This is a genomic window from Enterococcus sp. 12C11_DIV0727 (assembly GCF_002148425.2).
GTDB classification, from domain to species: Bacteria; Bacillota; Bacilli; order Lactobacillales; family Enterococcaceae; genus Enterococcus_L; species Enterococcus_L lemimoniae.
The window spans coordinates 2,986,194-2,999,821 of record NZ_CP147248.1; the positions used below are offsets into that span (position 1 = coordinate 2,986,194).

At 37.7% G+C, this 13,628-nt stretch carries 13 protein-coding genes and 1 pseudogene; 5 read left to right on the forward strand and 9 right to left on the reverse strand.

Annotated features, from left to right (window positions below; genetic code table 11):
- Both A5866_RS14190 and A5866_RS14195 read left to right on the forward strand, forming a co-directional pair.
- Positions 1–861, forward strand: a pseudogene (locus tag A5866_RS14190) (VOC family protein).
- A gap of 67 nt (positions 862–928) precedes the next feature.
- On the forward strand, positions 929–1,327 hold the full coding sequence (locus tag A5866_RS14195; protein ID WP_254907642.1) for an NUDIX domain-containing protein: 399 nt from the start codon (positions 929–931) through the stop codon (positions 1,325–1,327).
- A gap of 68 nt (positions 1,328–1,395) precedes the next feature.
- On the opposite strand, the gene fni is transcribed toward A5866_RS14195, so the two are convergent.
- The 8 genes from fni to A5866_RS14235 all read right to left on the reverse strand — a co-directional run bounded on the left by fni (position 1,396) and on the right by A5866_RS14235 (position 8,991).
- The gene (fni, locus tag A5866_RS14200; protein WP_086445050.1) at positions 1,396–2,442 is read right to left on the reverse strand and encodes a type 2 isopentenyl-diphosphate Delta-isomerase; all 1,047 of its coding nucleotides are present in this window, start codon (positions 2,440–2,442) and stop codon (positions 1,396–1,398) included.
- Entirely contained in the window at positions 2,426–3,523 is a 1,098-nt protein-coding gene (locus A5866_RS14205; protein WP_086279794.1) for a phosphomevalonate kinase, read from the reverse strand. The genes fni and A5866_RS14205 overlap by 17 nt, the downstream gene beginning before the upstream one ends.
- Positions 3,520–4,518 (reverse strand): diphosphomevalonate decarboxylase, encoded by a 999-nt coding sequence (gene mvaD, locus A5866_RS14210; protein ID WP_086445049.1) that lies wholly within the window; start codon positions 4,516–4,518, stop codon positions 3,520–3,522. Before mvaD ends, A5866_RS14205 begins: the two co-directional genes overlap by 4 nt.
- A complete protein-coding gene (mvk, locus tag A5866_RS14215; protein WP_086279800.1) occupies positions 4,518–5,462 on the reverse strand; it encodes a mevalonate kinase in 945 nt (314 codons plus the stop codon). Before mvk ends, mvaD begins: the two co-directional genes overlap by 1 nt.
- A 17-nt stretch (positions 5,463–5,479) precedes the next feature.
- Positions 5,480–6,838, reverse strand: coding sequence for a tripartite tricarboxylate transporter permease (locus tag A5866_RS14220; RefSeq protein ID WP_086279803.1), 1,359 nt, complete (start codon positions 6,836–6,838; stop codon positions 5,480–5,482).
- Positions 6,838–7,065, reverse strand: a complete 228-nt coding sequence (locus A5866_RS14225) for a hypothetical protein (protein WP_086445048.1) — start codon at positions 7,063–7,065, stop codon at positions 6,838–6,840. The genes A5866_RS14220 and A5866_RS14225 overlap by 1 nt, the downstream gene beginning before the upstream one ends.
- A gap of 191 nt (positions 7,066–7,256) precedes the next feature.
- Entirely contained in the window at positions 7,257–7,892 is a 636-nt protein-coding gene (locus A5866_RS14230) for a pentapeptide repeat-containing protein (protein ID WP_086445047.1), read from the reverse strand.
- A gap of 40 nt (positions 7,893–7,932) precedes the next feature.
- Positions 7,933–8,991, reverse strand: coding sequence for an FUSC family protein (locus A5866_RS14235; protein WP_086279811.1), 1,059 nt, complete (start codon positions 8,989–8,991; stop codon positions 7,933–7,935).
- A gap of 456 nt (positions 8,992–9,447) precedes the next feature.
- Between A5866_RS14235 and A5866_RS14240 the strand changes: the two genes are divergently transcribed.
- On the forward strand, positions 9,448–11,124 hold the full coding sequence (locus A5866_RS14240) for a peptide ABC transporter substrate-binding protein (RefSeq protein ID WP_086279814.1): 1,677 nt from the start codon (positions 9,448–9,450) through the stop codon (positions 11,122–11,124).
- A 78-nt stretch (positions 11,125–11,202) separates the two neighbouring features.
- Here A5866_RS14240 and A5866_RS14245 read toward each other — a convergent pair whose 3' ends face one another.
- A complete protein-coding gene (locus A5866_RS14245) occupies positions 11,203–11,550 on the reverse strand; it encodes a DUF3899 domain-containing protein (RefSeq protein WP_086445046.1) in 348 nt (115 codons plus the stop codon).
- Between the two features lie 81 nt (positions 11,551–11,631).
- On the opposite strand from A5866_RS14245, the gene opp1B reads away from it, so the two are divergent.
- Both opp1B and opp3C read left to right on the forward strand, forming a co-directional pair.
- On the forward strand, positions 11,632–12,573 hold the full coding sequence (gene opp1B / locus A5866_RS14250) for an oligopeptide ABC transporter permease Opp1B (RefSeq protein WP_069646331.1): 942 nt from the start codon (positions 11,632–11,634) through the stop codon (positions 12,571–12,573).
- A complete protein-coding gene (opp3C, locus tag A5866_RS14255; protein WP_010762690.1) occupies positions 12,573–13,625 on the forward strand; it encodes an oligopeptide ABC transporter permease in 1,053 nt (350 codons plus the stop codon). The genes opp1B and opp3C overlap by 1 nt, the downstream gene beginning before the upstream one ends.
- Positions 13,626–13,628 lie beyond the last annotated feature (3 nt).

A 13,628-nucleotide genomic window follows, 5' to 3' on the forward strand; every position in this document is an offset into this window, starting at 1 on the left:
ATGTCTAAATTTTCTCCATGTTTATGGTTTGATGGAAAAGTTGAAGAAGCTGCTGAATTTTATGTCAATGCATTTGAAGAGAGTAAAATCAATAAAGTCGATTACTATGTGGATAGTGAACATCAACCCAAAGGTTCTGTTTTAACTGTGACGACAACCTTAGCAGGGCAAGAAGTTATTTTATTAAATGGGGGACCTGAATTTAGCCTAACACCAGCAATTTCGTTCTTTGTAGAATGTGAGACAGAAGCACAAATCGACAAGCTATGGGAAACATTAAGTCATAATGGGGAAGTATTGATGGAATTTGGGGAATACCCGTTCAGCAAGAAATATGGTTGGCTGAAAGATCAATATGGTGTTTCATGGCAGTTAGTTTTAGCGGAAACGCCACAATCGATCGCACCTAGTTTTTTATTTGTGGGAGCACAATTTGGCAAAGCAGAAGAGGCAATGCATCAATGGATCGAAATCTTTGGTGATGGTCAGGTTGAGTATGTCCAAAAAAATTCTGATGGTACTGTCGCACAAGCGTTATTTACAATGCATGGACAACCATTTAGGGTGATGGATAGCGGAGAAGCACATGATTTTACCTTTACAATGGGGACGTCATTTTATGTCTATTGTAAAGATCAGGCAGAAATCGATCAGCTATGGGAGGCTGTTACTGCCAAAGGCAAAGAATGGCCGTGTGGTTGGATGGAAGATGAGTATGGTGTGTGTTGACAAACCGTTACAACAGGTATGGACACGCTATTTGATAATTCAGATCCTGAAAGAGCCTATCGGGTAATAAAGGAATTGTATAAGATGAAACGAATCGATATTGCTGCGTTGAGAAAAGCGTATAAAGGATAAGAAAAAACTGGTTTTCATAGATACAAGAAGGTTTGGATTGGAGTCTTTTGGAAAAAGAAATAATAGTTTGACGTATAGTCATCGCGTAGGTGCTTACGCAGTGATTCAAAATCAAAATGGAGAATATTTGGTTGTGCAATCTTCCGATAAATACTTATTTTTAGTCGGAGGAGGAATTGAAAATGGTGAAGCTCCAATTGAAGCTTTAAAAAGAGAGGCGCTTGAAGAAATAGGTTTTAATTTAAGTATAGGTGAATTTATTGGAAAAGCTGAAAAACATTGGGTTTCTCCACAGTATCCTGATTTATCGCAACATAATATCGGTTATTTTTATGCTTGTACGCTTGCTAAAAAGGTTGCAGAGCCATTAGAAACAGAACCGATGCGTTGGGTGTCTTTAGAAACAATAGAGAAAAAGTTATTTCATGAACACCATTTATACATGTTAAAGAAAACGTTGTATTGAATCAAGTTAGAAATAATTAAAGTGAGTGGGACATGACTCTTTAAGTCATATCTCACTCACTTTTTCGTTTATTTACTCCTCTTAGCAAACGGCTGATAAGCAATTCCACGACTTTCACACCAATGAATGATCTCACCAGAAAAAATAATATCTGTCGTTGTAAGGTCACTCGTACTCTTTTTCCCAAGCAAGGTATACAACATTTTAAGTTCTTCTTCCCATTGCTGAACAAGTGCGATGGTGTCATCAACACCATTTTTCATTAATTGGTTTAAAATCGTTCCCGCAATGCCTACGCTTTTAGCACCAAGACTAAGAGCTTTAACAATATCTAATGATTGTCTCACTCCACCTGAAGCCAAAATAGTCAAGTCTCGTTGCCAATTGATCGATTCTAACAAGGAAAGGACGGTTGATTGGCCCCAGTCAGTTAAAAAGCCTAACTCTCGTTTTTTACGACGGGCATTTTCGATTTGGGTAAAACTAGTACCACCTTGACCACTGACATCAACAGCTTTTACGCCACGCAAGACTAATTGCTCAATCGTTTCACTACTCATACCAAAACCAACTTCTTTCACGATTACAGGTACGGATAGGTTTGAGACAATATCTTCAATAGTATCCAACCAACCATGGAAATCACGATCGCCTTCTGGCATGACTAGCTCTTGTGGAACATTCACGTGGATTTGCAATCCATCCGCCTGAAAAAGATCGACTGCTCTTTTCGCTTCATCTAAAGAAAGCCCAGCTCCAATATTGGCCCAGATCACACCAGTAGGATTTTCCTTACGCATGATTTGATAAGTATCAGCTAAACCAGGATTTTTTAAAGCTGCGTTGACTGAACCTGTCGCAACCATGACACCAGTTTCTCTAGCGATAATGCCTAATTGCTGGTTGATATCTTTTGCCCGTTCACTACCACCAGTCATGGCATTGATGTAAAACGGTTGTTTAAAGGTAAAATCAAAAAAGGTTGTTGAAATATCAACTTCGTCCAGCGCTATTTCTGAAAATGAATGATGAATGAATTTAATTTGATCGAAGTCATTCATTTTCTCTTTATGAAAAGCTTTTGCCAAAGAAATATGTTCATCTTTTCGATTCATTTTTTTCCTGCTTTCCGTAAAAATATACATGTAGTGGTAAAGGAGTGATCCCTTCTTTTTCCCATGAGCTCATCAACGGCAAAATGCCAGATTTTTGTTTAAAAATCACAATACCACAGTCACCACCGCCAGCACCAGATGATTTTGCAGCCCCGCCGCAAGTCTGAGCTAAGTTACATAATTTTTTAAGAGCGGGCGTTTCGATCGTAACACCTGTGAGCGATGTTAGTTGTTGCAGTAACTGTCGGTTTTTCCGAATTTGGGTTTGGATCAATGAAATATTTTCAGAGTCGAAACCTGTAATCATTGTCTCAACACACGTTTTACTGTCATCTAGAAATTTCTGATACGCATTTTTTTGAACTTCCTTTGATTGATTGACTTGATCTACTAGGTCAGAAGTAGAAGCCGGACTGCCGGTCCAACCAATCAGAAGACGTAATTTTTTGGGAACGGTCAAAGGTTTGATCATTAATTTAGGCCATGTTGCTTGAAGCAGAGCCGTCAGTGTTTGTTTTTGAGCTTGATCGTTGACCCATTGATGATCAAAAGTTGAAAAGGCGATCCAGCCACCGTAACAACTTGCAGCGATATCACCACAGGAACCATTTCCTTGGACTTCTAAATGTGCTAATGCAGAAAGTTTGAATATTTCTGCTTCAGATAGATCTAAATCATAGAACAGGCTTAATGATTTGACAGTTGCGACGGTCACAGCACCGCTTGAACCTAATCCGTATTTTCGACCATTTGAATTATCTAATTCACTGGTAACTTTTAAATGGTAAAAAGCAAGTTCTTTTTGTTGTTCTTGTGCATATTTTTCAGTTAAACGAATCGCCGCGAGTACATAATGAAAAGGATTTTCTCGAATATCAAGAACGAGTTCATTATTTCGTCTGGTCCAGCGTACAGGCAATGAACTGTATTGCGCTGATTGAATACTACCAACATTTTCAGCAGATTCAAGAGTGACTGTTACGAATTGATCTACTGCCACGATGATCGCTGGATGCCCAGGTTCAACAACTGCATATTCACCAGCAATAAATAACTTACCAGGTGTGGAAACTTCTATCATAATTCTTCCGACCTTTCTAGAGGGAGCAAAGTGATTTTTGGTCCTGCATGAGCCGTAATCAGTTGTTGCTCTGAAAAATGTTCTGCTAAAATATTCTTTAATGCAGCCAGATTTTTTTTCTCAACTAAAATTTTAACGTTTGGACCAGCGTCCATGGTAAAGTAGCAAGGTAGACCTTGTTCTCGTGCTGTGCGTACTAATTGCATGACGTTTAAACTTTCAGGCGACCAGTAGGTAAATGGTGGTACTGCTCCAAGGGTTGTACCATGCATACGCAATCCGTTCGCTTCAGTAACTGCACCAAGTTTATTAAAATCTTTTGCGGCGATTGCTTGTTTGGCAGTTGTTAAGTCTGCTTCAATTGTTTCTAGCCAACCAGAATAAAAACTTGATGTTTCAACAGTTCGTCTCATACCATCGCGACTAGAAATATCTTTGATACCATCATCAACTAACACAAAAAGCATCGCTAAATCATTTTCCCAACCATCTGCAGGGATTGCTTGAGCAAAAGAGGTTTGATCAGAGTCCCCTTTTTGCCATTCAGCAAATCCACCAAAAATACTGCGACAAGCTGAACCTGAACCACGGCGGGCCAATCGGGACAACTCTGTTTCATTAAATTGTAGATTTAAAGCTTCGCTACAGGCGCCGGCCAAAGCTGCTAACCCGCTAGCTGAAGAGGCTAAGCCAGCGGCTGTAGGGACAAAATTTTGACTTTCAACTTTAGCAAATAAAGCTAATTTATACTGCTCGCGGACGAGGTCTAAGAATTTTGACACTTTAGCTGTTTGCTTAGGATTTTGTAATTTGTCATTTAAGAAAAATGTATCTTTTGTCAATGTTTCATCAAAAATCACCGTAGTTTCTGTATAAAAAGCATCAAGGGTCAAAGAAAGACTGTTATTCATTGGTAAAATCAATTGTTCATTTTTTTTGCCCCAATATTTGATCAAGGCGATGTTTGTATAGGCTCGTGCTTTTCCAGCATACATTAATTGTTCACTCCTAATGATTGAATCCAGGTCGCTACTGCGCCGGTGTTTTTTAAAGCAGCGGCGATTTTTTCCGCTTGTTCTTTCGATTCAGCTAAAGAAATCATACAACCGCCACGGCCGCCTCCTGTTAGTTTGGCACCAATTGCACCATTTTCACGAGCTGTTGTAACTAATCGGTCTAATTGCTCATTACTGACAGTTAATGCTTTAAGTTGCTCTTGTGCTTGGTTCATACTATTTCCTAAAGCTAAAACATTATCTGCCAAAATGACTTGTTTAGCAAGTCTAGTCAAACGGCCTAGCTCAGTAATATGTTGTGCGATTTTAGCTTTATCCTGCTCAAAAAGTTTCGCAACATCGCTGACGGCAGCTCTGGTCTGGCCTTTGATACCTGTATCAGCAACAATTAAAAAAGCATTGGAAACATTCATTGGAAATGATTCTAAGGGCTGTCCTTTTATGAAAAATAGGGAGTCATTCCCACTAGTTGCTGCAGCATCAATGCCACTGGGATTTCCATGAGCTATTTTTTCAGCCCGGTTCACTAAAGGCAACAATACCTCTTTGGTGCATGTTACATCAAAGTAATCAAATAAAGCACGGACGATCGAAACCGCTGCTGCCGCACTGGAACCCATACCACGCTCGGCTGGAATCGTACTAGTAATTGTGATTTTTAACGTTGTATTTTCTTGGTGAAGAGCAATCAGTGTTTGGTTGACTGCTTCTTTGATGCTTTTTAATGGTGACGGAACATCTGCAAGATTTCCTGAAAAGTAAAGGCAATCTAATGTCATGGCAGTACTAGGCTCAACTGTTGTTGCTATAAACGTTTCTTGAAAAGGAAACGCAATAGCTGGTTCTCCGTAAACAACAGAATGTTCCCCCATCAGGATAATTTTTCCAGATGCTTGTCCGTGTCCTATTTTTTCTTTATACATAGTAATAAACAGTCCTTCTATTTAAATATCAGATGTGTCGTGATCCAAGGTGCGGCGTAAAGAATCATGAATTGAACGCCATAATTTACGCCCATCTCATTAAGAGTACCACAAACGATTCCTACGAGCAAAACACCAAAAATATTGATCAAACCAGCGTCCATATAAGCTAACAATAAAATAAACCCAATAAATAATCCCAAAATGGCTTCATGGGGAATCTTTTTCAAAACGAATATTGTCATCTGGCGAGCATATTTCATCGCAATGAAGTACGTAATGGCAGAAGCCAAGATTCCGGCAAAAAGAATAGCAAAAATAAATTCCCAGCGACTTAATAGATGATGGAGATTATGTTCTAGCGTAAAAACAGGTGGTGCATTGAATAAGGCGTTGGCAGGGCCGACTGCTACTGGTGATAAGGGAATGCCTAAAGCAATCAGTGGAATGATTACGCCTGAAAGATAAGTCGCATGAGATAAGGCGCTCATAGAAGTAATTGCCATACTTGCTTTTTTGACAGGATCTTTTTCTTTATTTGCAACTGCCTCACCAAATAGAATCGTCAAACCGACTGGGCTTAAAAAGAAGAGAAAGTTTGAAAGCAATGACACGACAATACTTGTCCCAGCTTCTTTTTTAGTAATTGTTTGAAAAGTGTGCCGTGAAGCTTGTTTTCCATCTGTTTTGTTCAACTTGATTTTACTTATTTCATGTCGCGGTAAGGCATCTCGATTTTGTTTATTTAACAATCCTAATAAAGAAACGAGTAAAGGACCGATCGTGATTCCTAAAAAGAAAGAGACCGTCACATTTTTTTCTTGAGGAACAGCCCCGATTCCCCAATATAGATAACGTAGCCCCTGAAACAATAATCCGAGTGGGATAATACTTAGCAAAGCGAGTAATTTATTTTTCCCAATCAATGATAAAAAAATTGCTCCGAAAACAAATAATAATGGGGCATATGCTTTCACAGAATCTGAAAAAGGCGCCAAAATATTTGCTAAAAGCAAACTTACAGGTATAGCAACGGCAGTTCCGATAACAGAACCTGTTGCCATTTTTTTAATACTAGTTGTTGCTAGTCCCCGTTCTTTAAGGTATAAAGCATGCTCGATCATCGGTGTTGACATCACGCCACCAGGTAAACCAACTAATGCAGTTGGAATAGCATTCATTAAATTTAAGGTAATGATCGCAGCTATGAAAAACGTTAAAACGATGATCGGCTGTACACCTGCTAAAACAATAGCTAGTGTGACAGGCATCAAAACAGAAGTTTCATCCGTTCCTGGGACAAAACCTATAAATGTATATAAAACGACAGCTCCGATCACGGCTAGCAGCATTTGAAAGAGTAGTCCAACATCCATTAGTCGTCGTCCTCCATGATCACAATTCGTTTTGGTTTAATTAAAAAGGTACTAATAATGAAACCCAAAACAGCTCCACCTAGCCCAAAAAAAAGTTGTTTCGTTGTATCATGTGCAGGGGCAAGAAAAAAACTCCCCATCGTTGTGCCACTGCAAATAGCTATCGCTATAATCAAATCTTTTAAATCAACTAGGTCACCCCAAAGCTCGATCAGCTTCTTGTTCATTTATAATCCCCCCAATGGACTGTTTGAGAATCGTTCTCAAGCTATACTAGTGTACCAAAAAAGTATATGAAGTAAAATGTTTAGATTCTATTTCATAAGAAAATTAACATCTTATTAATAATCTGCACAAGAAAAAGAGAACAACCGAGACTGCGATAAGCACTGTTTCGATGGTTCCCATTTTCTATCCTCTATTCATCAATGATTAATCCCAAGCCGGCTGCAATTGTAATGGCCTGTTCTTGAGTTACTTTCAATCCTTTTAGTAATTCTTGAGAGAAAGCAATTTTTTCAAAAGTACTCTTTGTTAAATCAAGATCAGCCAATTTTGTATGGAACCAATTACTTCCAGTCAAGGAACAGCTATCAAACAAAAGGTGATTCCACGTTACTTCAACAAATTCTGTATCATTTAAGCTTGTACGCTTGAATTGAACCACTTTTTGATTTGTAGCGCTAAAGGAAGAATAGTCAGCCAAGCAGTCTTCAAAAAGACAATCACGCAAATAGCTTTCTGCAAAATTCGTACCTGTCAGTTTGCATTGTCGAAAATGAACCTGATGAAAACTAGCGCCGATCCATTCGGTGTTAGAAAGGTCGCAATGATCGAAAATCACATTACTACATTCAAAACGTTCCAAGTGATTTCGATTCATCGTGATTTTTTCAAATTGACACTCTCTAAAAACTAAATTACGTACATCTTGATAACTAAGATCTTGTTCTTTTAATATCAATCCTTCAATAATGACTTCATCATCTAATGAAATGAAATCAGTTTCAGTTAACTGAGGCAATAAAGGGGCAACGGGTTTTTTGAGTTTCATGACTAAAACCTCCAAATTTTATATGATAGATTGAGTGTCATTATTCTGTTTCTTTATCTAAGTTTTCATTTAATTGATAAGCACGATTATAGAACTTTAAGCAAGTCGTCAGTACAAAAGCGCCTAAAAGTCCTAAAAGACTTCCTAAAACAATCCCAATCAAACGATAATTCAGCAAGCTAACTAAATATTGATGACGGGCTAAATTTGCCAATAATAAAGCCATAGGTGTTGTAAAAAAGTTTGCAATCGTATAATTTCGTTTAATGAAAAATTCTACAGTCAAAAAGAAAAAGCAAATTAGAAAAATGGTTTCTAATGAAGTAAATGAAATGCTTAATAGAAGAGCCGCAATCAATAAACCGATCATAGTACCCAAAATCCGCTGAATATTACGATGCATCACAGCACGTAAGTTATCACCTTGTAAAACTGCAGCACAGGAAACAATCATCCAATATGCATTCGTTAGATGCAATGACTGGCTGATATAAGTTGCCAAAAATAAAATAGCAGCATAATGTAGAGCATCAAGTAGGGCAGCGGGATCAGTATAGAGTCGTTCCTGCAAAGAAATTTTATTTTGTGGTACAGGGGTTTCACCTTCAATAAAGTATAAGATAAACGCAACTACAAGAGAGGTCAAAACACCTAGTAAAACATAACTCATCATAGTAGGAACTCTATCTAAAGGAATCTTAGTACCACTTCCCATAGCCGTTACCATGACAATAAAAAAAGCCCCTGGCTTAGCGATCCTATATAGCCTAAAAATGATCCGGGCACTAAAGCTGACCAAAGCAATGGCAATTGGAATGACCCAAGGAATATGGGTACTAAGAACGCCCACAAGATTTCCAAAAAGTAAAAAACCACCAACAGAACTTAAAAGGGTCAATAACTCCTTTAATGGAAGAGTTTGATAATAAAGGAACGTAAAAATCCCTAATGAACCAAAACTACCAATCAATAAATTATTGGAAAAATAACCAATGAATAAGGGGACAGCCATACAAATACCTGCGCCAATCAGGCGAAAAGGTGCTTTTTGTGGTTTATGAAATGTAGTTAATTCTTTGAAAAAAGATGAATGGTGCATCTGATCACTCCTTTTTAATAATATGAAAAATAGCACTCAAATTACTTGATGCTAAGCTGTAAAAATAAATCAACATTGTCTGTGATTATCAAAATACATTCCCTCTATTACTAATCTAACATATTTATTTATAAGAAGACAATCGCTTTTTCTTTAATCTAGCTATACGGGCTAGTTTTCGAAAAAAAGAGAAAACTTGAATGTAACCAAAAACATGGCTCTCATATTTTCCTGTTTTTTAAACGGGGCTGAAACAGCTCATTCAGCCTTCTATAGCCTTTTCTAAGAAATTACTTCTAATGTAGACATAATTTAATGATGGATGTATTAAAAAAAAATAAGATTATTCTTGATTTTTTAATTTAAAAATTGTAAACTATAGCTCAGAACAATAAATAATTATTAAATTCTGATTTTTCAGAAAATAATCAAGGTCTTATCAGGGAGGAAAAAAGAATGAAGTTAAAAAAATCATTTGCTTTTGGATTCATCACTTTATTTAGTTTAACACTCGCAGCGTGTGGTAATGGCGGTGGAAATACAGACGATTCAGGCAGCTCAAAAGAGGCTGACGGCAAAGCGAGCGGAGAGCAAATTTTCCGTATCAACGAACAACAAGAAATGCCAAGTGCGGATCCCTCGTTAGCGACTGATGAAGTTAGTTTTACAGCACTGAATAATGTTTATGAAGGAATCTACCGTTTAGATGCTAAAAATAAACCACAACCAGCAGGTGCTGCTGAAAAAGCAGAGATGAGTGAAGATGGTCTTGTTTACAAAATCAAGTTAAACGAAGACGCTAAATGGTCTGATGGAAAACCTGTAAAAGCAGAAGACTATGTTTATGGATGGCAACGCACGGTTGATCCAGCAACAGCTTCAGAATATGCATCCCTATATAGTGCCGTTAAAAATGGCCAAGAAATCATGGATGGCAAAAAAGATAAATCAGAATTAGGAATCAAAGCAGTCGGTGATTATGAGTTAGAAGTGACCTTACAACAAGTAACACCATTTATGGATTATTTATTCGCATTCCCATCATTCTTCCCGCAAAGACAAGATGTTGTGGAAAAATATGGTGCTAAATTTGCTGCTAATAGTGAAAATGCCGTTTATAATGGACCATTTACTTTAGCTGATTTTGATGGACCAGGAACAGATACAGAATGGTCTCTTAAAAAGAATAAAGAATACTGGGATAATAAGACAGTTAAATTAGACGAAGTTAAAGTAAGCGTAGTGAAAGAAGCCCCTACATCATTGAATCTTTTCCAAGATGGTCAAGTGGATGAAGTTGTATTGAGCGGAGAATTAGCACAACAAATGGCGAGTGATCCAGAATTTGTTATCGAAAAAGAAGCATCAACTCAATACATGGAATTAAACCAACGTGAAGATAATTCACCATTTAAAAATGAAAATCTAAGAAAAGCAATTTCGTATTCAATCGATCGTAAATCATTAGTTGAGTCAATCTTAGGAGATGGTTCAGTAGAACCAAAAGGACTTGTTCCAGCAGATATGTCAACAAGCCCTAAAGGAGATAAAGATTTTGCTGATGAAGCAGGCGATGAAATTGCTCACGACGAGAAAAAAGCCAAAGAATACTGGGAAAAAGCGAAAAAAGAATTGGGTATCACTAAATTGGATATGGACATCCTATCGTCCGATACAGACTCTTCTAAGAAAACAGTAGAGTACTTGCAAGGAGCTATCCAAGATACTTTAGATGGCGTAAAAGTGACTGTTAGTCCGGTACCATTTGCTGTTCGTTTAGATCGTTCAAACAAAGGAGACTTTACGACTGTAATAGGTGGTTGGGGAGCAGATTATGCTGATCCAAGTAGCTTCTTGAATCTGTTTGAAACAGGAAATTCTTATAACCGTGGTCACTATAGTAGTCCTGAATATGACAAAAATGTTAAAGCAGCAGCGACAACCAATGCGAATGATCCTGAAAAACGTTGGGATAATATGATCGATGCTGAAAAAGTTATTATGGATGATATGGGTGTCGTTCCACTTTACCAAAGAGCACAAGCTCGTATGCGTTCTGAAAAAGTTAAAGGAATTGCATTCCACCCAGCTGGACCAAAATTTGATTACAAATGGGCGTATATCTCAGAATAATCAAAATGGATAGTCAATAGCAAAAAGGACCTTTGCCCTCTTTGAATAAAAAGGCAACGGTCCTCTTGCTATCTGTGCTCATAAAAAGTAAAATAATAAAGAAACAATAGAGACAATCAGTAACATACCACCAGTTTCAAGCCAGTAAAGCTGATGTGCTTTGCCGATTTCAGAAAATGGAATGAATTCTTTCGGTTCATTTTTCTTTTTAAAACGAAAATGCATTTTCATAAAACGTTGGGAATTATCAAAAAATCCTGAGGACATAATCCATAAGGCCAAACCGATAATCAGAAAGAACAATGAAACAATGAAGAAGGTATCAGATACGGAACGGATAGTCAGCGATTGATTTATCAATAGGTAAGTGAAAATGCCGATGCTTGAGACCGCTGAGGTGATTAAAGGCCATTTAAAGTTTTTCATGTGCTCATCCTTACTTAATTTTCTATCCTTACTTTATCGAAAAAAGCTGATGAAGTCAAAATAATCTCGGAGGTGTCATTCTTGAACAGTTTTGGAAAATATTTTCTTAAACGGGTCTTCTTTATGATCATCACATTGTGGTTGATCGCAACGATTACGTTTTTCTTAATGCAATTATTACCAGGTACTCCTTATACCAACCAAGAAAAGCTTAGTCCAGAAACAATCGCTATGTTGAATAAGCAGTCTGGGTTAGATAAACCAGTCATCGTTCAATATGGAATTTACTTAAAGAACCTTCTAGTTGGTGACTTTGGTATTTCGTTCCAATTTAAAAACCAACCTGTAGCAAAACTTTTAGCAGGTCGTATTGGACCATCCGTCCAATTAGGTGCGCAAGCTATTGTCTTTGGTACGCTAGTCGGTATTCTACTAGGAATCATTGCAGCAATGCGCCAAAATACATGGGTTGATACATTAGCTACGTTGATGGCAATCTTAGGACGTTCCATTCCTAACTTCGTCTTTGCGGTATTGTTGCAGTATATTTTTGCCATGAAATTAAAAGTATTACCAATCGCAATGTGGAATGGTTTTGCTTATACGATTTTACCGACGATTGCGTTGGCAATGAGCCCGATGGCTGATTCCGCCAGGTTTATTCGAACGGAAATGGTTGAAGTTTTACATAGTGACTATGTAGAGTTAGCCCGTGCTAAAGGTTTGAGCCGTTGGCAAGTAGCCGTGAGACATGGACTTAGAAACAGTTTGATTCCGTTGATTACCTTACTGGGACCATTGGCTGTTGGCTTGATGACAGGATCTTTAGTTGTTGAAAATATTTTCGCTATCCCAGGTATTGGGGAACAGTTCGTAAAATCAATCATGACCAATGACTATCCAACAATCATGGCTGTAACGATTTTATATTCTGCTTTATTAGTATTTGTAATCTTAATCGTTGATTTACTTTATGGATTGATTGATCCAAGAATTCGTGTTTCAGGAGGTGCCAAAGGTTAATGGAAACAGTTGACTTAAACAATGTCCCAGAAAAAATCAAAAACATACCTGCAAATGACTTCCAGCCTTTGGATACATCAACAACCAAGGAACGTGAACGAATTGCAACGCCGTCACTAAGCTTTTTACAAGATTCTTGGCGTCGTTTGAAAAAGAATAAAGCTGCTGTAATTTCGTTGATTTTACTCGGAATCATCATCTTTATTTCAATTATAACAATTTGGGTTTCACCTCATGACCCAACCCAACAAAATGTAGCATACATCAACTTACCACCGCGTATTCCATTTTTAGATAGTATCAATGGATTTAACGGAACAGCAAATGTTGCAGGTAAGATGGTAGATAAATACGCTCAAGCGAATGTTCCGGATAACGTCAACTTTTACCTTGGAACCGATGGTTTAGGTCGTGACGTATTGAGTCGTTTATTTATGGGAACTCGTATCTCATTATTGATTGCATTTATCGCAGCATTACTTGATATTACGATCGGTGTAACATACGGTTTGATCTCAGGATTGTTAGGTGGACGTGTCGATACAGTAATGCAACGTATCTTGGAAGTTCTTTCAGGAATTCCTAACCTTGTTGTGATGATTTTGATGCTGACTGTTTTTGATCCAGGTATTTTGTCAATCGTATTAGCGATGGTGATTACCAACTGGATTTCAATGGCCAGAATCGTTCGGGCTCAAACCTTGAAATTAAAAGATCAAGAATTTGTTTTAGCTGCCCAAACATTAGGAGAATCTCGTTTGAAGATCGCTGTTAAACATATTTTACCGAATATTTCCAGCGTAATTATTGTTCAAATGATGTTCAGTATCCCGTCAGCAATTTTCTTCGAAGCGTTTCTAAGTTTCATCGGTTTAGGATTAAGACCGCCGACCGCTTCACTTGGAACATTATTAAATGAAGGGTATAAAACGTTCCGTTTCCTTCCATATTTGATGTGGATTCCTGCCGTAACCTTGTCAGTCGTAATGATTTGTTTCAACTTGTTAGCTGACGGACTACGTGATGCCTTCGATCCTAAGATGAAAGAGTAGAGT

Bases quoted from the DNA above. Each gene is read 5' to 3' on its own strand.
- mvk (WP_086279800.1), bottom strand. From the start codon at position 5,462: ATGTATAAAGAAAAAATAGGACACGGACAAGCATCTGGAAAAATTATC.
- A5866_RS14235 (WP_086279811.1), bottom strand. From the start codon at position 8,991: ATGCACCATTCATCTTTTTTCAAAGAATTAACTACATTTCATAAACCA.
- A5866_RS14225 (WP_086445048.1), bottom strand. From the start codon at position 7,065: ATGAACAAGAAGCTGATCGAGCTTTGGGGTGACCTAGTTGATTTAAAA.
- fni (WP_086445050.1), bottom strand. From the start codon at position 2,442: ATGAATCGAAAAGATGAACATATTTCTTTGGCAAAAGCTTTTCATAAA.
- A5866_RS14220 (WP_086279803.1), bottom strand. From the start codon at position 6,838: ATGGATGTTGGACTACTCTTTCAAATGCTGCTAGCCGTGATCGGAGCT.
- A5866_RS14240 (WP_086279814.1), top strand. From the start codon at position 9,448: ATGAAGTTAAAAAAATCATTTGCTTTTGGATTCATCACTTTATTTAGT.
- A5866_RS14230 (WP_086445047.1), bottom strand. From the start codon at position 7,892: ATGAAACTCAAAAAACCCGTTGCCCCTTTATTGCCTCAGTTAACTGAA.
- opp3C (WP_010762690.1), top strand. From the start codon at position 12,573: ATGGAAACAGTTGACTTAAACAATGTCCCAGAAAAAATCAAAAACATA.
- A5866_RS14205 (WP_086279794.1), bottom strand. From the start codon at position 3,523: ATGATAGAAGTTTCCACACCTGGTAAGTTATTTATTGCTGGTGAATAT.
- A5866_RS14245 (WP_086445046.1), bottom strand. From the start codon at position 11,550: ATGAAAAACTTTAAATGGCCTTTAATCACCTCAGCGGTCTCAAGCATC.
- mvaD (WP_086445049.1), bottom strand. From the start codon at position 4,518: ATGTATGCTGGAAAAGCACGAGCCTATACAAACATCGCCTTGATCAAA.